This is a genomic window from Arthrobacter sp. PL16 (genome assembly GCF_035985055.1).
Lineage (GTDB): Bacteria > Actinomycetota > Actinomycetes > Actinomycetales > Micrococcaceae > Arthrobacter_D > Arthrobacter_D cheniae.
In genome coordinates this window covers 277,195-295,605 of sequence record NZ_JAXCIC010000003.1, presented here as the reverse complement: position 1 = coordinate 295,605, position 18,411 = coordinate 277,195, and the positions used below count along the sequence as shown (strand labels likewise).

Annotated in this window: 18 protein-coding genes and 2 tRNA genes; 13 read left to right on the top strand and 7 right to left on the bottom strand. The window is 62.8% G+C overall.

All coding sequences use genetic code 11. From position 1 onward, the window contains the following. Positions 1-93: 93 nt before the first annotated feature. The 6 genes from rsmG to rpmH all read right to left on the bottom strand — a co-directional run bounded on the left by rsmG (position 94) and on the right by rpmH (position 3,239). Positions 94-765, bottom strand: a complete 672-nt coding sequence (gene rsmG, locus RCH21_RS08615; protein WP_326964008.1) for a 16S rRNA (guanine(527)-N(7))-methyltransferase RsmG — start codon at positions 763-765, stop codon at positions 94-96. Beyond that, positions 758-1,318 carry a Jag family protein gene (locus RCH21_RS08610; protein ID WP_326964007.1) on the bottom strand — a complete coding sequence of 187 codons (561 nt, stop codon included), beginning with the start codon at positions 1,316-1,318 and terminating at the stop codon, positions 758-760. Before RCH21_RS08610 ends, rsmG begins: the two co-directional genes overlap by 8 nt. After that, complete coding sequence (gene yidC, locus RCH21_RS08605) at positions 1,315-2,277, bottom strand: membrane protein insertase YidC (RefSeq protein WP_120148890.1); 963 nt, start codon at positions 2,275-2,277, stop codon at positions 1,315-1,317. The genes RCH21_RS08610 and yidC overlap by 4 nt, the downstream gene beginning before the upstream one ends. A 14-nt stretch (positions 2,278-2,291) precedes the next feature. Continuing rightward, positions 2,292-2,642 (bottom strand): membrane protein insertion efficiency factor YidD, encoded by a 351-nt coding sequence (gene yidD / locus RCH21_RS08600; protein WP_407923730.1) that lies wholly within the window; start codon positions 2,640-2,642, stop codon positions 2,292-2,294. Then, a complete protein-coding gene (rnpA, locus tag RCH21_RS08595; protein ID WP_326964156.1) occupies positions 2,639-2,998 on the bottom strand; it encodes a ribonuclease P protein component in 360 nt (119 codons plus the stop codon). Before rnpA ends, yidD begins: the two co-directional genes overlap by 4 nt. A gap of 103 nt (positions 2,999-3,101) precedes the next feature. Beyond that, entirely contained in the window at positions 3,102-3,239 is a 138-nt protein-coding gene (rpmH, locus tag RCH21_RS08590; RefSeq protein ID WP_022892375.1) for a 50S ribosomal protein L34, read from the bottom strand. 465 nt (positions 3,240-3,704) lie between these two features. Here rpmH and dnaA point away from each other — a divergent pair, with 465 nt between their 5' ends. From dnaA to RCH21_RS08530, 12 genes are all read left to right on the top strand, one after another. After that, entirely contained in the window at positions 3,705-5,120 is a 1,416-nt protein-coding gene (dnaA, locus tag RCH21_RS08585; RefSeq protein ID WP_120148960.1) for a chromosomal replication initiator protein DnaA, read from the top strand. 484 nt (positions 5,121-5,604) lie between these two features. Further along, entirely contained in the window at positions 5,605-6,729 is a 1,125-nt protein-coding gene (gene dnaN / locus RCH21_RS08580; RefSeq protein ID WP_120148887.1) for a DNA polymerase III subunit beta, read from the top strand. 64 nt (positions 6,730-6,793) lie between these two features. Then, a complete protein-coding gene (gene gnd / locus RCH21_RS08575) occupies positions 6,794-7,690 on the top strand; it encodes a phosphogluconate dehydrogenase (NAD(+)-dependent, decarboxylating) (RefSeq protein WP_326964006.1) in 897 nt (298 codons plus the stop codon). Positions 7,691-7,700: 10 nt separating this feature from the next. Further along, positions 7,701-8,981 (top strand): DNA replication/repair protein RecF, encoded by a 1,281-nt coding sequence (recF, locus tag RCH21_RS08570; RefSeq protein WP_326964005.1) that lies wholly within the window; start codon positions 7,701-7,703, stop codon positions 8,979-8,981. After that, positions 8,974-9,600, top strand: a complete 627-nt coding sequence (locus RCH21_RS08565; RefSeq protein ID WP_326964004.1) for a DUF721 domain-containing protein — start codon at positions 8,974-8,976, stop codon at positions 9,598-9,600. Before recF ends, RCH21_RS08565 begins: the two co-directional genes overlap by 8 nt. A gap of 273 nt (positions 9,601-9,873) precedes the next feature. Then, entirely contained in the window at positions 9,874-11,886 is a 2,013-nt protein-coding gene (gyrB, locus tag RCH21_RS08560) for a DNA topoisomerase (ATP-hydrolyzing) subunit B (RefSeq protein WP_326964155.1), read from the top strand. 132 nt (positions 11,887-12,018) lie between these two features. Continuing rightward, the gene (gyrA, locus tag RCH21_RS08555) at positions 12,019-14,694 is read left to right on the top strand and encodes a DNA gyrase subunit A (RefSeq protein WP_326964003.1); all 2,676 of its coding nucleotides are present in this window, start codon (positions 12,019-12,021) and stop codon (positions 14,692-14,694) included. Further along, entirely contained in the window at positions 14,691-15,227 is a 537-nt protein-coding gene (locus tag RCH21_RS08550; protein WP_326964002.1) for a DUF3566 domain-containing protein, read from the top strand. Before gyrA ends, RCH21_RS08550 begins: the two co-directional genes overlap by 4 nt. An 87-nt stretch (positions 15,228-15,314) precedes the next feature. Continuing rightward, positions 15,315-15,388, top strand: a tRNA-Ile gene (locus RCH21_RS08545). A 38-nt stretch (positions 15,389-15,426) separates the two neighbouring features. Beyond that, positions 15,427-15,543 (top strand): DLW-39 family protein, encoded by a 117-nt coding sequence (locus tag RCH21_RS08540; RefSeq protein WP_220725914.1) that lies wholly within the window; start codon positions 15,427-15,429, stop codon positions 15,541-15,543. A gap of 44 nt (positions 15,544-15,587) precedes the next feature. Next, positions 15,588-15,660 (top strand) — tRNA-Ala (locus RCH21_RS08535). 88 nt (positions 15,661-15,748) lie between these two features. Further along, entirely contained in the window at positions 15,749-16,669 is a 921-nt protein-coding gene (locus RCH21_RS08530) for a DMT family transporter (protein ID WP_326964001.1), read from the top strand. Between the two features lie 100 nt (positions 16,670-16,769). Here the strand turns inward: RCH21_RS08530 and RCH21_RS08525 are convergent, their stop codons facing one another. Then, positions 16,770-17,735: a hypothetical protein gene (locus RCH21_RS08525; RefSeq protein ID WP_326964000.1), complete on the bottom strand. Its 966-nt coding sequence runs from the start codon at positions 17,733-17,735 to the stop codon at positions 16,770-16,772. Between the two features lie 130 nt (positions 17,736-17,865). Between RCH21_RS08525 and RCH21_RS08520 the strand changes: the two genes are divergently transcribed. Further along, positions 17,866-18,408, top strand: a complete 543-nt coding sequence (locus RCH21_RS08520) for a peptidylprolyl isomerase (RefSeq protein ID WP_326963999.1) — start codon at positions 17,866-17,868, stop codon at positions 18,406-18,408. Positions 18,409-18,411: the final 3 nt, after the last annotated feature.

Here is an 18,411-nt window from a genome sequence, read left to right as displayed (position 1 = left end):
TCACTCTCACATGCCAGACGTCGTTATCTACAAGGGTAGCCGGAAGATCACGGCTCTTCGGGACCAGCACTTCGCGGATCACGCGGGGTCCGGTCAGGCTGGACGAACCGGTATCCGGACCACGGTGGTCGGCTCTTCGAGGACGTCCGCGCCGACCGTGACGATCTCGGGAGTTCCTCCGCCCAATTTGCGGATCACCTTCCTGGCCTTCTCAATCTCTTCTGCAGCACTTCGCCCCTTGATGGCCAGCACCGCTCCACCCGGCTTCGACAGTGGAATCGTCCATCCGGCGAGCGTGGTGAGTGCAGAGACTGCCCGGGCAGTTACATAGTCACCGGCGATATCCCCGATCACCTGCTCGGCGCGGGCTCTGTGCACCGTCACGTTGGTCAGGGACAGGTCATCGATGACCTCGGCGAGCCACGTGACGCGCCGCTCGAGCGGTTCGACGAGATGGAGGTGGAGGTCTGGCCTGGCAATGGCGATGGCCAGGCCAGGAAGCCCTGCGCCACTACCTACGTCTACAACGGTGGAATCGCTACTCATCAGATTGGCAACCACGGCGCAGTTCAGCACATGCCGTCCCCACAGCCTGGGGACTTCCCGCGGACCGAGAAGCCCACGTTCGATGCCGGAGGAGGACAGGTGCCCGACGAAAGCGCGAGCGGAGTCCACATGCTGTCCGAATACAGATCGGGCGGCGGCCAGCTCCGCCGGACTCGGCTCGGGAGCGGCACCTGAAGGCTGGCCGGCGACCTCAGTCATCACTGGGCGATACGACGATGTGTCGTGCTTGGCCCTCGCCCTCGGACTCACTGACCAGACCGAGGTCTGCGACGACGTCGTGAACGATCTTGCGCTCGTACGCTGACATCGGGGCTAGCGCCAGGTCCTGGCTGCTCTCCTTGACCTTGTCAACGGCCTCCCGGGCAATCTTCGTCAGTTCGCGGCCGCGGCGGTCCCGGTAGCCGTCGACGTCCAGCACGAGACGCGATCGCGCATCGGTCGCGGTCAACACGCTCAGCCGCGTGAGCTCCTGCAGCGCCTCGAGCACCTCGCCGTCGGCTCCGACAAGTGCACCCAATCCGGTATCTTCGGTTCCTTCGGAGACGATTGAGATGTAGGTTCGACCGCTCCGCACCTCGATATCGATGTCCCCATCGATGTCGGCGATGTCCAGCAGCTCCTCCAGGTAGTCCGCTGCCACATCGCCCTCTTCATCGAGGCGCGAGGACTTGGTCCCATCCGATGCACCGGCGTCCTCCGGGGACTCCGCCTCGTTGAGCTCTGGCGTCTGCTCTTCGTTGTCCACGGTCATCGCTTCTTCCTCTTCTTACGCTGGGGCTGAACGCGCTGCACACGGGCCTCAGGAACGGCTTCGATGGCCGGCTCGGTCTTGCGCTCACCGAGCAGCGGAACCATGGGCAGGCCCTTCTTGGCACGGCGCTCGGCGAGCGCCTTCGCCGCGGGAGAACCAGGCGTCGGCATCCTCCGGATCACGTAGAACTGCTGCACCATGGTCCAGATGTTCGTGGTGGTCCAGTAGACCAGGACGCCGATGGGGAAGTTGATGCCACCGATGCCGAAGACCAGCGGGAGGATGTAGAGCATGATCTTCTGCTGACGCATGAAGGGGCTCTGCATGGCCTCTTCGGACATGTTCTTCGCCATGATTTGCTTCTGCGTGATGAACTGCGACGCCGTCATGGCGATGATCATGACGACGGACAGGAGGATCACGCTGAGGTTCCCGTCGGCACCGAAGCTGCCGAGGAAAGTGGAGGAGAGGGGGGCACCGACGATTGTGGCGTTGTCGAACTGCCGGACGGACTCGGCCGACAGGGCCCCGATGGTCTCGCCCTCTTCGCTCGCACGGGAGATGCCGTTGAGCACAGTGAAGAGTGCGAAGAAGAAAGGCATCTGGATGATGATCGGCAGACAGGCAGCGAACGGGTTGGTCCCGTGCTTCTTGTACAGCGCCATCTGTTCCTGCGTCATCGCCTGGCGCGAGAGCTGGTCCGTCTTGCCCTTGTACTTCTGTTGCAGCTTGCGGAGATCGGGTTGCAGCGCCTGCATGCCCCGCTGGGCCTTGATCTGCTTGACGAAGACCGGGATCAGGGCGGCACGGATGACGACGACGAGCCCGACGATCGACAGCACCCAGGTCCACCCGGATGCGGGGTCCATTCCGAGGAACGAGAAGCCCTCGTGGAACATGAACATGATCCACGACACGAGCCACCTGAACGGCGCCAGGATCGTCTCAAAAAAACCCATAATCTGTTAGCTCCTCAAGCCGCGGGGCGGCTTTCGTCATCGACCGGGATCACCGGGTGGTTCAACACAACAATCGGGGGGATCTTCCCTGGCGGGAAGATCCTGGAACCTTCGGGCACGTGGTCCACGCCGCCGTCGTTCCAGGGGTGGCAGCGGGCCACCCGTCGGGAGGCAAGCCAGCTTCCCTTCACGAAACCGTGTACGGTGACCGCCTCGAGTGCGTACGCCGAACAGCTCGGGTAGAAACGGCACACCTGTCCATACAGCGGAGAGACGACCTTCCGGTACGCGATCAGCACAGCGATCGCAGCCAGGCGGGGCAAGCCGATGAGGAAGGCCAACACACTGACGGCGACCCTGCTCACGATACTCCGCCTTCCATCTCCGACTTCTCCCGGCGCTCCAGCTTGCGGGCCATCGCGGTCGAGCAGGCTGTGAAATCATCCTGCAGAGTGCCCCAGTCAGCCTCTGCTGCCGCCGGAAGTGCGCGGACAACGACGTCGAACCCAGAAGGGTGCAGGGTGACCCACTCCGCCGAAGCATGGCGCAGCCTCCGTTTAACGACATTGCGAGTGACGGCGTTCCCCACGTTCTTACCGACGATGAAGCCGACTCTCGAGGGCGAGGACTCCGACGTCCTGGAGCCGTATAGCACGACGTTCCGGCGCCCTGACCGGGCACCGGAACGTACGGTACGTGCAAAATCCGCTGCCGTTCGCACTCGGTGGATCACTGGAAGCACGTGGACCTCCTGCTCCTTGCTGGAGGAGGAGACCCTGTGCCGTTGCGATCACCCGAGGGTTGCATGGCGAGGGAGGAACCGCTTATGCCGAGAGTTCGGTACGGCCCTTGCCACGGCGCGCCGACAGGATGGCACGACCAGCGCGGGTGCGCATGCGAAGACGGAAACCGTGCTTCTTGGCACGACGGCGGTTATTCGGCTGAAAAGTCCGCTTGCTCACTGTGATTACTCCAGAACGATCTTGAGATGCGTCCGGCCCATTGCAACAAGGGGGAAGAACAGACTGACGCGATGAAGGTGTACATCCGACATTCGCTGGAGGAGCTGTCACATCCCGAGGCCTCTTAGTACCCGGGAACACCTGTGATGGCATGCGAAATGCAGACATGTTGGACTACATCACGTTAGGGGACGCGGCTGTTGGGCGTCAAACTCGCCGTCGTCGGGCTGTGGGCTGGTTTCATCTACAGCCTGTGGACAACTAGCGCTCGAACCACACTACACGCATCGTCAGGAGCACCGGGTGAGCCCCTCCTCACCACCCCCGCAGCCGCTCCAGTCCGCTATCTTCTGCACTTTTGATCCCTTAGTCTTGGCTCTGGTCCGTTTATCCACGACATGTGTACAACTCTGTGGATGACGGACCTTTTCGAGCGTGGACAGCACAGCCAAGAGGGGTTTTTTCGTGGGTACTGATGAGGTAAATGACGTCGGGAGTTCCTGGCGTAAAGTCATCCGGACCCTCGAACAGGACGATCGCGTGACGCCGCGGCAACGCGGTTTCATGGTCCTTGCGCAGGCACAGGGACTCATCGGATCGACCATGCTGATCGCCGTTCCGAATGAACTGACTCGGGAAGTCCTGCAGACACAACTCAAAGGAGCCCTCGACGACGCCCTCCGTGATGTCTTCCGGGAGGACATCCAGTGCGCTTTCGTCATCGATCCCGAGCTGACTCCCGCGGTGGAAGAGGTTCCCGACCAGGAACCTGTCGAGCAGAGCTTTCCCGAGCCGAAGGGTGATGCGAAACCGTCTCCGACCCCGCCCAGCAACTCCCACGAGTTCGGGCGTCTCAACCCCAAGTACATCTTCGATACGTTCGTCATCGGCTCGTCGAACCGCTTCGCGCATGCCGCTGCCGTAGCTGTCGCCGAGGCTCCGGCAAAGGCTTACAACCCCCTTTTCATCTATGGGGACTCGGGTCTCGGCAAGACCCACCTGCTGCATGCCATCGGCCATTACGCCCGCCACTTGTACACCGGCATCCGCGTCAGGTATGTGAACTCCGAGGAGTTCACCAACGACTTCATCAACTCCATCCGCGACGACGAGGGTTCGAGCTTCAAGCAGACCTACCGCAACGTGGACATCCTGCTGATCGACGACATCCAGTTCCTGTCCGGCAAGGACCGGACCATGGAGGAGTTCTTCCACACGTTCAACGCGCTTCACAACCACAACAAGCAGGTCGTCATCACCTCCGATCTGCCACCCAAGCAGCTCATCGGATTCGAGGAGCGCATGCGATCTCGTTTCGAGTGGGGCCTCCTGACCGACATCCAGCCACCCGAACTCGAGACGCGCATCGCGATCCTCCGCAAGAAGGCGATCAGCGACAGCCTCAGTGCACCCGATGACGTCCTCGAATACATCGCCTCCAAGATCGCCACGAACATTCGCGAGCTGGAGGGGGCCCTCATCCGGGTGACGGCGTTCGCCAGCTTGAACCGCCAGCAGGTGGACGTCAACCTGGCGGAGGTGGTCCTGAAGGACCTGATTTCCGACGACGGTGCACGCGAAATAACGTCGGCGGTGATCATGGCGCAGACTGCGGACTACTTCCAGATCAGCATGGAGGAACTGTGCAGCAAGTCGCGGACGAGGACCCTCGTCACCGCGAGGCAGATCGCCATGTACCTGTGCAGGGAACTGACTGATATGTCGCTGCCGAAGATCGGGGCGGAGCTCGGTGGGCGAGACCACACCACCGTCATCCACGCTGACCGCAAGATCCGCGAGCTGATGGCGGAACGACGCGCGATCTTCAATCAGGTCACGGAGCTGACGAACAGGATCAAGCACAAGCAGCGTGAGGCCTGACCGTTCCTGACCGGGCTCGTCAGCCACGACTGTAATTAACAGGTGTGGATACGGCTGTGGATAACTAGGGGATCAACCGCTGTCATCCTGAGGACAACTCCCTGTCTCCCTGTGGATCCGCAGAACTACAAGGATTCAGCCCACAGGCGCCCACTGCAGGCAGTCCTGTGGACCCACACCTTGTCCACAGGGCAGATCGGCATCAGCTCCCGGAGGAGAGCACTTATCCACAGAATCCACAGCAGTTATTAACACTACGAACCTTAAACTTCAAAAGTTCTTCAAATAACATTCCACGTACCGATCACACCTCGCCCCCGGGCTCCGGACCCTGCTGGGATCGCCTGCTATCGGGCTAAGCTTTCACCCAGTAGGGTTGTAGTTCCCCGTGCCCGGGCACTCCGTGGACGACGTTCGACCCCATTGCCCGCCGGCATCTCGCTGGTGGCTGTTTTTTTGATCTGGCGAAAGGCGGCACTGCTCCGTGAAATTCAGAGTTGAGCGGGATGTATTGGCAGAGGCTGTCTCCTGGACCGCACGCTCGCTTTCGCCACGTCCGCCGGTGCCCGTGCTCGCAGGTCTGCTCATCAAAGCCGAGGCCGGCACCCTGAGCCTCGCGAGTTTCGACTACGAGATCTCGGCACGTCTGGAGATCGCTGCCGACGTCTTGGAAGAAGGCACGATCCTGGTCTCGGGCCGGCTCCTGGCGGACATCTGCAGAAGCCTCCCCTCCGCACCCGTCGAGGTCTCGACCGAGGGCTCGAAAGTCACTCTCACCTGTCGTAACAGCCGCTTCAACCTGGCAACGATGCCCGAAGCGGAGTATCCGGAACTGCCGAAGCTGCCGGACGTCAGCGGCGTCGTCGACGGCGAGGCTTTCTCTCAGGCTGTCTCCCAGGTGATCATCGCCGCGAGCCGCGACGATACCCTTCCCATCCTCACCGGGGTCCGCATGGAGATCGAGGATGACCTGATCACCCTCCTCGCCACCGATCGTTACCGCCTGGCACTCCGCGAAGTCTCATGGAAGCCCACAACTCCGGGGATCTCGACCAGCGCACTGGTCAAGGCAAAGACCCTCAATGAGGTCGCAAAAACTTTGGGTGGTGCAGGCGATCTCAACATCGCTTTCTCCGAGGACTCGGAGCTCATCGGGTTTCAATCCGGGGGGCGCCGCACCACCTCACTCCTCGTAGACGGCGACTATCCGAAGATCAGGTCCCTGTTCCCGGAGAAAACGCCGATCCACGCTACTGTCCAGACGAGCATGCTGGTCGAGGCAGTTCGCCGTGTATCGCTCGTGGCCGAGAGAAATACGCCCGTCCGGCTCGCGTTCGCCGAGGGTCAGGTGACACTTGACGCCGGCACCGGAGAGGATGCGCAGGCATCGGAAGTCATTGAAGCCACCCTTGACGGCGATGACATCACCGTGGCATTCAACCCCCACTACCTGAGTGAGGGACTCGGTGCGTTCAGCAGCCCCTACGTCCGCTTCTCCTTCACCTCACCTCCCAAGCCCGCAGTGATGTCGGCTCAGGATGATTCGACGGGTGAGGACAGGGAAGACTACAGGTACCTCCTGATGCCTGTGCGGCTGCCGAACCAGTAGCCGTACAGCACGCTCACCAGTCGTCCGGACCGTCGTCGGATTCGTCTCGCAGAAAGAGAAACTCATGCACATCGGCCTCATTGGACTCGGAAAAATGGGCTTCAACATGAGGGAGCGATTGCGTGGGCAGGGTATCGACGTCGTCGGCTTCGATCGAAACCCCGAGCTCACCGATGTAGCGGACCTCCAGGAACTGGTCGCCGCACTCCCCGCTCCCCGAATCGTCTGGGTCATGGTGCCGGCGGGCGAGATCACCCATGGCGTGGTCAAGGACCTGTCCGAAGCCCTGTCAGCGGGTGACATGGTCATCGACGGCGGCAACTCGAAGTTCACGGATGACCAGATTCACGCGACGCTGCTTGCTCAGAAGGGCATCAGGTTCCTGGATTGCGGCGTCTCCGGTGGTGTCTGGGGCCTGGAGAACGGCTACGGACTGATGGCCGGTGGCAGTCAGGAGGATGTCGAACTCGCGATGCCCATCTTCGATGCCCTTCGCCCTGACGGGGATCGGGCAGAGAGTTTCGTGCACGTGGGCGATGTCGGGGCCGGCCACTACGCCAAGATGGTCCACAACGGCATCGAGTACGGGCTGATGCAGTCGTACGCCGAGGGCTACGAACTCCTCGAGGCCAAGGACATCGTCAAGGATGTCCATGGCACCTTCGCCGCCTGGCAGAAAGGAACCGTCGTCAGGTCCTGGCTCCTGGATCTTCTCGTCAAGGCATTGCAGGAGGATCCGGGTCTGTCGAAGATCGCCGGCTTCGTCGAGGACTCCGGCGAGGGTCGATGGACCGTCGAGGAGGCCATTGCCAATTCCGTTCCTGCTCCCGCCATCACGGCAGCCCTTTTCGCTCGTTTCACCTCGCGCCAGGAGGACTCACCGTCCATGAAGATGGTGTCCGCGCTCCGCAACCAGTTCGGCGGTCACGCCGTGAAGCCCGCCCAGCCGAAAGTCGAGTAAGTGATGTCCGGTGTACGTTGAGCACCTCTCGCTCACCGGGTTCCGGAGCTATGCGCAGCTCGATATCGCGATAGAACCCGGCATCACGGTGTTCGTCGGACCGAATGGTGTGGGTAAGACGAACATCGTCGAAGCAATCGGCTACCTCGCCACGCTTTCGTCCCACCGGGTTAGCACCGACAGACCGCTCATCGCTCTCGACGCTGATCGGGCGATCGTTCGCGGACGGTTCGTGCGTGGTGAGCAGCGTACGAGCGTCGAGGTGGAGATCAACGCCGAGACGGCGAACCGAGCAAGAATCAACAGGGCGAACCCGGTGAGGGCACGGGATGCCGCGGGCATCCTCAAGACGGTCCTCTTCGCACCCGAAGACCTGTCCCTGGTCAAGGGTGATCCGTCGGCCAGACGGCGTTACCTGGACGACGTCATGGTGTCCCTGCTTCCGCACCAGTCCGCGCTGCGCGCCGACTACGAGCGAGTGCTCAAGCAGCGGAACGCCCTGCTGAAATCGGCCCGTGCCGCCGGAAGGTTCTCGACGGCACACGACGCAACGCTCGATGTGTGGGACCAGCACCTCGCCGAAGCAGGGGCACGGTTGTTGTCCGCCCGCCTCGTACTCGTGGACCAGCTTCGCCCGCACGTGCAGCGCGCCTACGAAGAGCTGACCGATGGCTCGAAGGAAGTGGACACCCTGTATGCGTCGAGTATCTCGTCCTCGGACGTTGATATGGTCGCCGCGATCGATGACGACGGCGGTGCCATTGCTCGGGGCGACGCGGCGCGAGCCCTGCGGGAGCTTCCCCTTCCGGACCTCACCGAACTGTTCGTCGCGAGTCTGCTGCGACATCGGAAAAAGGAATTGGAACGGGGCATCTCGCTCGTCGGGCCTCACCGGGATGACCTCACGCTCCAGCTCGGGCAGGTGCAGGCGAAGGGATATGCATCGCACGGGGAGACCTGGTCGATGGCCCTCGCGCTGCGCCTCGCCACCCACTACCTGCTGCTGGAGGATCGCACCCCCGGAGGCGACCCCGTCCTGATTCTCGACGATGTTTTTGCGGAGCTCGACACACAGCGGCGTAACCGCCTGGCCGCCATCGTGGCCCCGGCCGAACAGGTGCTCGTCACGGCTGCGGTAGGAGACGACATTCCGCAGGCGCTCCTCGGCCGACAGATCCGGGTGGTACCCGGCGGTATCGCAGATGGGGGGACATCTCCAGACAGCGGTTCAGGACACGAACCGGGGCCGCAGGCCTCTGAAGGCGGGGATCGCGGTGATTCGAGTGTCTGAGCAGCGCCCGCCGGAGGATTCCGCGAAGGGTGACGCAGGAACACCGCCCGCACCGGACCGCCGCCGCACCAGCACTGATGACGGGGAGGAACCGGACGTCGCCCCGGCAGAAGCCCAGGGATTCCCGGAGCAGGATGCTCCACAGGCGCTCCTCAACAGATTGCGCAACGCCTCGCAGTCCAGGGGTACGCCGCGTGAGGCCGGAACGAAGCGGACGGCGAAGTCCGGCCGCCGGCGCTACTCGCCCGAGCCGGTGTACGGCGGGCGGGACCCGGAGGGTGTCGGGAACGTCTTCTCCCGCATGCTGGCCGAACGCGGCTGGAAGGCCCCTGTCGCCGTCGGATCAGTGCTCTCGCGCTGGAGTGAGATCGTGGGAGCCGACATCGCAGCGCACTGCGTGCCGGAAAGCTTTGACGCCGACACCGTGCTGGTGCGGTGCGACTCGACCGCCTGGGCCACCCAGCTACGCCTCATCACTCCGCAGGTGCTGAAGAGGTTTGAAGCCGAGCTGGGAGCCGGCGTCGTCACCCGGCTCTCCGTCGTCGGACCGGCCGCTCCGAGTTGGCGCAAGGGTGGGCGCACTGTGAAGGGGCGCGGCCCGCGCGACACCTACGGATGAGGTGGAACGGGGGGAGGTACGGACGATCGCTGAGTGGCCTGTAGGGCAATTGTGGATGTGCCCGGCGTATCCGTCCTCATGGACGGACGGGCGTCGGCTCTGAAGCCTCTTCAGCGGCCAATGAGGGCCTGTTGGTGCGGGATTGCCGCCCTCCGCAGGGTAGAATAGGACGAGATTGTTTTGGTCCACCCAGTTGAGGAGCCGTCTGCGCCTGTGGCACAAGAAAACGAGTTGAACGCGAGTGATGTGTTGATCGGCGAGGGTGAGTCCCCGATTCTGGAGGCGGCGACGGAGCACGCTTACGGAGCCAACGAGATCACCGTCCTCGAAGGACTGGAGGCGGTTCGCAAGCGCCCCGGTATGTACATCGGATCCACCGGACCTCGCGGGCTGCATCATCTGGTCTACGAGGTCGTCGACAACTCGGTCGATGAAGCCCTTGCAGGATACTGCGACCACATCAAGATCAACCTGCAGGTCGACGGTGGTGTCAAGGTCGTCGATAACGGCCGCGGCATCCCCGTGGACATGCATCCCACTGAAGGTCGGCCGACCGTGGAGGTCGTCATGACCATCCTCCACGCCGGCGGCAAGTTCGGCGGTGGCGGTTACGCCGTCTCGGGCGGCCTGCACGGGGTCGGCATCTCGGTCGTCAACGCACTCTCGAAGCGTGTGGAAACCGAGGTCCGGCGCCAGGGCCATGTCTGGCACCAGTCGTTCGCGGATGGTGGAAAGCCCGTGGGTGAGCTGAGGATGGGTGAGGAGACCACGGAGACGGGTACCACCCAGACCTTCTACCCTGATGATTCGATCTTCGAGAGCACCGAGTTCGACTTCGAGACGCTCCGGGCGCGGTTCCAGCAAATGGCCTTCCTCAACAAGGGCCTGCGCATCACCCTCACCGACGAGCGCGTGCAAGCGATCGAAACGGATGAGGTCGTCGAGATTGCTGACGCGCAGAAATCCGATGAAGGGCCCAAGAACCGGGGCGTGGAGTACCTGTACGAGAACGGGCTCCTCGACTACGTCCGCTACCTCAATTCGGCCAAACGCGTGGATGTCATCCATGAGGATGTCATCGCTTTCGAAACCGAGAACCCGGACCGGAAGATGGCCGTCGAGGTTGCCCTGCAGTGGACCTCCGCCTATTCGGAGAGTGTCCACACGTACGCCAACACGATCAACACTCACGAGGGCGGCACCCACGAAGAAGGTTTTCGTGCGGCCATGACGACCCTGATCAACAAGTACGCGCGCGAGAAGAACATCATCAAGGAGAAGGACGACAACCTGACCGGTGATGACATCCGCGAGGGTCTGACTGCTGTCATCTCGGTGAAGCTGTCCGAACCGCAGTTCGAAGGCCAGACCAAGACAAAGCTCGGCAATTCCGAGGTGAAGGGCTTCGTGCAGCGCGTGGTCACCGACCAGCTGGGCGACTGGCTGGAGCGCAATCCCGGCCCGGCCCGTGATGTGATCCGCAAATCGATCCAGGCGTCACAGGCACGCATGGCTGCCCGCAAGGCGAGGGAGTCCACCCGACGCAAGGGACTGCTCGAGTCCGGCGGCATGCCGGGCAAGCTCAAGGACTGCCAGTCCAAGGACCCAGCTCGTTCGGAGATCTACATCGTCGAGGGTGACTCGGCCGGAGGTTCGGCCGTCCGCGGACGCAACCCAGAGACGCAGGCAATCCTCCCGCTGCGCGGCAAGATCCTCAACGTGGAGCGGGCCCGCCTCGATCGCGCCCTCGGCAACAGCGAGGTCCAGGCGATGATCACTGCGTTCGGAGCCGGCATCGGCGAGGACTTCGATGTGGCCAAGGCCAGATACCACAAGATCGTGCTCATGGCGGATGCCGATGTCGACGGCCAGCACATCACCACGCTGCTGCTCACCCTCCTGTTCCGCTACATGCGGCCGCTGATCGAGAACGGCTTCGTGTACCTCGCGCAGCCGCCTCTCTATCGCATCAAGTGGTCCAACGCGAAGCACGACTACGTGTTCAGTGACCGCGAGCGTGACGAGGTCATCAAGATGGGACTGGCCAAGAACCAGCGACTGCCGAAGGACAACGGGATCCAGCGCTACAAGGGCCTCGGCGAGATGGACTATACGGAGCTGTGGGACACCACCATGGACCCCGACCACCGCACACTGCTCCAGGTGACCATGGATGACGCCGCTGCGGCGGATCAGGTCTTCTCGGTGCTCATGGGTGAGGACGTGGAGTCCCGGCGCAACTTCATCCAGCAGAACGCTAAGGACGTGCGTTTCCTCGACATCTAAGTGCCAATACACGACATCTCGCCGGCGCGAAGAATCATGCTCGCTCCTCGCAATGTCGAAGCGCCCACACGCTATGCCGGGCAGCGACCGCGTCTTTTGTGGTTGAGAACCTTTCACGAACGGAATTGATTCATGAGTGACGTCACCACCGGAAACGGCAATGGACCGGACGAGCCCCTCGAGGGTGAGGTCCTGACCGACCGCGTCGAGCAGGTCGACCTGCAGACCGAGATGCAGCGGTCCTACCTGGACTACGCCATGGCGGTCATCGTCGGACGTGCGCTGCCGGACGTGCGCGACGGACTGAAGCCTGTTCATCGCCGTGTCCTGTATGCGATGTTCGACGGCGGCTACCGGCCTGACCGATCGTTCAACAAGTGCGCCCGTGTTGTCGGCGAGGTCATGGGGCAGTATCACCCGCACGGTGATTCGGCGATCTACGACGCCCTCGTGCGCCTGATCCAGGACTGGACCATGCGCTATCCGCTGGCGCTCGGGCAGGGTAACTTCGGCTCACCCGGCAATGACGGCGCTGCGGCTCCGCGGTACACCGAGACGAAGATGGCCCCGCTCGCCATGGAGATGGTGCGGGACATCGATGAGGAAACCGTCGACTTCCAGGACAACTACGACGGCAAGAACCAGGAACCGACGATCCTCCCGTCGCGCTTCCCGAATCTGCTCGTCAATGGGTCATCCGGCATTGCCGTCGGTATGGCCACCAATATCCCGCCGCACAACCTCCGTGAAGTCGCGGATGGCGTGCAGTGGTACCTCGAGAATCCCGAGGCCTCGAAGGAAGAGCTGCTCGAAGCGCTGATCACCCGCATCAAGGGCCCGGACTTCCCGACCGGCGCCCAGATCCTGGGGCACAAGGGCATCGAGGACGCCTACCGGACCGGTCGTGGCTCGATCACGATGCGCGCGGTCGTCAACGTCGAGGAGATTCAGAACCGGACCTGCCTCGTCGTCACCGAACTGCCCTACCAGGCGAACCCCGACAACCTGGCGATCAAGATCGCCGAACTGGTCAAGGACGGCAAGGTCAGCGGCATCGCCGACCTGCGGGACGAGACATCGGGCCGCACCGGCCAGCGCCTGGTGATCGTGCTCAAGCGCGACGCCGTCGCGAAGGTCGTGCTCAACAACCTGTACAAGCACACCCAGCTGCAGGACAATTTCAGCGCGAACATGCTGGCGATCGTTGATGACGTTCCCCGGACGCTCAGCCTCGATGCCTTCGTGCGGCACTGGGTCACCCACCAACTCGAAGTGATCGTCCGGCGCACGCGGTACAGGCTGCGGAAGGCGGAGGAGGAGGCACACATCCTCCGCGGCCTCCTGAAGGCGCTCGACGCACTGGATGAGGTCATCGCCCTGATCCGGGCCTCCTCCACGACGGAAGAAGCGCGCGACGGGCTGATGGGGCTGCTGTCCATCGACGAACTCCAGGCGACAGCCATTCTGAACATGCAACTCCGCCGCCTCGCGGCGCTGGAGCGGCAGAAGATCCAGGACCGCCACGCAGAACTCGAGACGATGATCACCGAGTTCAACAGGATCCTCGCTTCCGAGGATGTCCAGCGCGGAATCGTCAGCACCGAGCTGTCGGACATCGTCGCGAAATTCGGTGACGATCGACGCACGGAGATCCTCATGGGCTACGACGGCGACATGAGCATGGAAGACCTGATTCCCGAAGAGGAGATGGTCGTCACCATCACGCGCGGCGGGTACGTGAAGCGCACGCGCAGTGACAATTACCGTCAGCAGGCCCGCGGTGGCAAGGGCATCAAGGGGGCCCAGTTGCGCGGCGACGACGTCGTCGAGCACTTCTTCGTGACCACCACCCACCACTGGCTCCTGTTCTTCACGAACCTGGGCAGGGTCTACCGTGCGAAGGCCTACGAGCTCGTGGAAGCGGCACGGGACGCCAAGGGGCAGCACGTAGCGAATCTCCTGGCCTTCCAGCCGGACGAGACGATCGCCCAGGTCCTAGATCTGCGGGACTATCAGCAGTCGCCCTATCTTGTCCTCGCCACCAAGCGTGGACTGGTCAAGAAGACACGCCTCGAGGACTACGACACCAATCGGACCGCCGGTGTCATCGCTATCAACCTCCGCGACAACGACGAGCTCGTCTCGGCGCAGCTCGTGTCCGGAAGTGACGACATCATGCTCGTCTCGCGCAAGGGACAGTCCCTGCGGTTCACGGCCGACGACGACGCTCTGCGACCCATGGGGCGCGCCACCTCCGGCGTGACCGGCATGAAGTTCCGAGAGGATGACGAGCTCCTGGCGGCCAATGTCGTCACTGACGACTCCTTCGTCTTCATCGTCACCGAGGGGGGCTTCGCCAAGAGGACCCGCGTCGACGACTACCGCGTCCAGGGACGAGGTGGGCTCGGCATCAAGGTCGCGAAGCTCGCCGAGGAGCGAGGTGACCTCATCGGTGCCCTCGTGGTGCAGGAAGAGGATGAGGTGCTGGTCGTCATGGGCGGCGGGAAGGTCGTCCGTTCGGCTGTCACCGGTGTTCCCGCGAAGGGACGCGACACCATGGGCGTCATCTTCGCCAAGCCGGACAAGACCGACCGAATCATCGCCATCGCCCGCAACAGCGAGCGGAGCGTAGGCGTGGAGGAGGGCCTCATCGAGGATCCGTCCGAAGCGAGCCCGGACGTCGAGGTCATCGACACCGTGACGCCGGAGGAGGAACCTGCAGAGTTCACAGCCGATGAAGTACGGTTGTCGACAGAGGAAACGGCTGAGCCTGACGCTGAGTCGCCGGAACACGGAGGTAACGAGTGAGCTCGGCCAACACCAACCCGCGGACTACCAGTGGACAAGTGCGATCGCCTGGTGCTTCGCCGCGCGTGAATGCTCCGGCTCGTCCAGCGCAGCGTCCTGCCTCGGCAGGCAATCAGGCTGGACGCCCGACCCAGCGACCGGGGCTGGTCAAGCCGGCTCCGAAGGCGAAGGCCCGCAAGGCACGCCTGCTCGTCAGCAAGGTGGACCCCTGGTCAGTACTCAAGATGTCCTTCCTGCTCTCGGTCGCCCTTGGCATCGTCACCGTCGTGGCATCGTTCGTGATCTGGACCGTGCTCGATCTGACGGGCATCTTCGATGGTGTCAACGAGTTGCTGCGTGAGATCGCCGGGTCCGAGAGCGGGGGCTTCGATCTTCGCCAGTTCGCTTCACTGCCGCAGGTACTGTCCTTCGCGACCATCATCGCCGTGGTCAATGTGGTCCTCCTGACCGCCCTCGCCATGCTCTCGGCGGTGCTCTACAACATCTCCTCCACCCTGGTCGGCGGCATCGGCGTGACGCTCACCGATGATTGAGATACCGGCCTCCTCGGTTCTTCCGTGACGATTTGAAGATTCCCGAGACACTACTGTAAAGTCGTATCTCGGCCCGAAGAGGTATCGGGGCGTATAGCTCAGGCGGTTAGAGCGCTTCGCTGATAACGAAGAGGTCCCAGGTTCAAGTCCTGGTACGCCCACGGATCCACCACTCGCAGGTAACTGCTAGGAGACTGTCGTGAAGAAGTTGCTCATTGCAGTAGCGGCTGCGGCCGGTGTTCTGGCCTACAAGCGGTGGCAGGATTCAGAAAAGAGCAAGAACGTCTGGAGCAGTGCGACGGACGACGTAGCGTAAGCAACGGACTGTGTGAACCTTCACGGTGAATGCAGTCCGATTCGGGGGGCATGGCGCAATTGGTAGCGCACCTGCTTTGCAAGCAGGGGGTTCGGGGTTCGAGTCCCCGTGCCTCCACCGAAGAGAAGGCCCCGGTCATGGACCGGGGCCTTCTGCGTTGGCAGCCTGCCGCACACGGGTCCAAGCAGTGCCATAGTGTTGCCGGGTGATCATCTTCCTCTCTGTCCTGGGCGTGATTGGCGTGTCCGCATCCGGGCCGATCATGGCAGCAACGGCAGCTCCGGTCCTCGCAATCGCTTTCTGGCGAAATCTGCTCGGGGCGATCCTCATGGGAGGGCCTGCGGCAGTATCCAAGCGGGCCGAGTTCGCGTCGCTGCGGTGGTCGGACTATCGGCGGCTCGCGATCGCTGCGGTGTCGCTTGCGCTCCACTTCGTCTGCTTCATCACCGCACTCAAACTGACGTCCGTCGCTGCGGCTACCGCGCTCGTCTGTCTCCAGGTGGCATGGATCGCACTGTTCAACGCGCTGCTCGGATCACGTCCGCACAGTGCAGTGGTGGGGGGCTTGGGCGTTGCGTTCGTGGGGGTCGTGATCATTACCGGATTCGACCTGTCACTGTCCCGGGATGCAGTGCTGGGGGATGTCCTGGCCCTTCTCGGCGGGGCGCTGGCAGGTATTTACCAGATGGCCGGTGCAGCAGCGCGACGGACGATGTCGACGGGAACCTATACGACCCTTTGCTACGGAGCCTGTGCGGTGATCCTGCTGATCCTGTGCGCTGCTACCGCACAACCAGTCGTCGGCTTCACTCCGGCTGCCTGGGCGGGCATCCTCGCCGTGACACTCATGGCGCAGATCATGGGACACTCGGTCTTCAATCATCTTCTCGCCGTGATGAGTCCGCTCGTTGTCTCCATGATCATCCTGTTGGAAATTCCGGGTGCGGCGGTCCTCGCAGCTATATTCCTCGATGAGAAACTACCGACAGGAACCTACGGCGGACTGGTGCTGATCCTTGTTGGGCTCGCGATAGTCATCCGTGGTCAGCAACGGAGGAACGGACGGCGACAATCCCCGAAGATGGCAGCAGCATCGGCTCCTCCGCCGGCCCTCGGCGGAGACTGACTATTCGCACCATCGAACATTCCGTAAAGTGCATATTTATAGCCGCCATGAAAAAGCCCCCCGACGTAGCCGGGGGGCTTCTTCGTCCGACCGTACGGTCTCAGGCCTTGGGCTCTTCCGGAGAATTGGCCGAGTGCTTGGCCGAATCGGTGACATCCTTCGCCTTATCGGCAACGGTCTGGGCCGCGTCGGCGGCCTTGTTCTTGCTGTCGGCGTTCTTGCTGCCGTCCGACGCATCGCTGGACGAGGCTGCGGCGCGGTCGGCTGCCTCCTTCATGCTGGCGATGACCTCCTTTGCCTCCTGCGACTTCTGGCTCGACACGGGGGCGGGGGTTGCCTTGATAGGAGCCGGGGTCTTCCAGGGATCCTCGACAGGCTTCGAGGCCCGCCATGCAGCCACCCCGGCGATGATGCCGGCCGCGATGATACCGAAGATCAGCCAGCCCTGACCGGACTTGCGGGCCTGGCTCCTCTTCAGGTCCTTGGACGCCTGCATTGCTGCAGCGGCGAGGCGCTTCTGGGCATTCTTCACGGCGTTCTTGTCACCAGTCGCCTTGATGACGGCCTTCTCGACGACGGGGGGAAGGGTCGCTGCAGCGAGTGACCGGGAAGCGCTGTCAGCGGCTTCTCCGAGCTTCGCGGAGAACGCGGGCAGATAGTCGTCGACAACCTTGCCCTTGGCCGAGTTCAACGCGGGCGAGGCCTTGTCCAGCGTTCCCTGAATCCTGGGGGTTGTCTCGTCGATGAGCTGGGCGATGGCCGGACCCACCCTGTCGATGCTGTCCTGGATCCTGGGGGTCACCACGGAGATGCCTCCGGAGATGCCCTCGGTCACCTTACGGACGGTGTCCTGAAGGGCCGGACCGGCCGTTTCGATGCCCTTCTCCCAACGGGGCTTGGCCCAACCGTAGGCCGTGGCCACGTGTGGTGTCGCCCAGGTCTGTGCTGCGGTGACATTCGTCGCCAGGCCAGCGGCAAGTCCGGCAGCGAAGCCTTCCTCGAGTTCGCGGGTGGCGCGTGCGTTCTTCTTCACAAAAACCTCCAGGGGGTGGCTGATCGTTTTCACCAGCCTACTTCGCATGGGCAGGGGGTGCCATCCATGCCACCTGAGGGTGCTAGGTCGGCGACTCGTTCCACTCTGCGCGGAATACGACCGGTCACCTTTATTGTCAGGACCCGCGTGAAAGAATGGCGCTATGACTGCTATACCGACAGCAAAAGCGACCATCCATACCAACCAGGGCGACATCGAGGTGAATCTCTTCGGGAACCACGCTCCGAAGACGGTCAAGAACTTCATCGGCCTCGCCACCGGCGAGATCGCCTGGACCCACCCGCAGACCGGTGAGGAGAGCAACGCCCCCCTGTACAGCGGCACCATCTTCCACCGGATCATCAAGGACTTCATGATCCAGGGCGGAGATCCCCTGGGCCAGGGCATCGGCGGACCCGGTTATAAGTTCGACGACGAGATCAACCCCGATCTGACATTCGCCGAGCCCTACAAGCTGGCTATGGCGAACGCCGGCCTTCAGGGCGGTCGGGGAACCAACGGTTCGCAGTTCTTCATCACGTCGGTGCCTACGACCTGGCTCCAGGGCAAGCACACGATCTTCGGCGATGTCACGGACGAGGAGTCCCGCAAGGTCGTGGACAAGCTGAACTCGATTCCGACCGACAGGAGGGACAAGCCCTCGGAGGACGTCGTCATCGAGAGCATCACTGTGGAACAGCTCTAACCG

What these genes read in the sequence shown, in the direction of transcription:
- rsmG (WP_326964008.1), bottom strand. Translation starts at nt 765, where the DNA reads ATGACTGAGGTCGCCGGCCAGCCTTCAGGTGCCGCTCCCGAGCCGAGT.
- RCH21_RS08610 (WP_326964007.1), bottom strand. Translation starts at nt 1,318, where the DNA reads ATGACCGTGGACAACGAAGAGCAGACGCCAGAGCTCAACGAGGCGGAG.
- yidC (WP_120148890.1), bottom strand. Translation starts at nt 2,277, where the DNA reads ATGGGTTTTTTTGAGACGATCCTGGCGCCGTTCAGGTGGCTCGTGTCG.
- gnd (WP_326964006.1), top strand. Translation starts at nt 6,794, where the DNA reads ATGCACATCGGCCTCATTGGACTCGGAAAAATGGGCTTCAACATGAGG.
- gyrA (WP_326964003.1), top strand. Translation starts at nt 12,019, where the DNA reads ATGAGTGACGTCACCACCGGAAACGGCAATGGACCGGACGAGCCCCTC.
- RCH21_RS08520 (WP_326963999.1), top strand. Translation starts at nt 17,866, where the DNA reads ATGACTGCTATACCGACAGCAAAAGCGACCATCCATACCAACCAGGGC.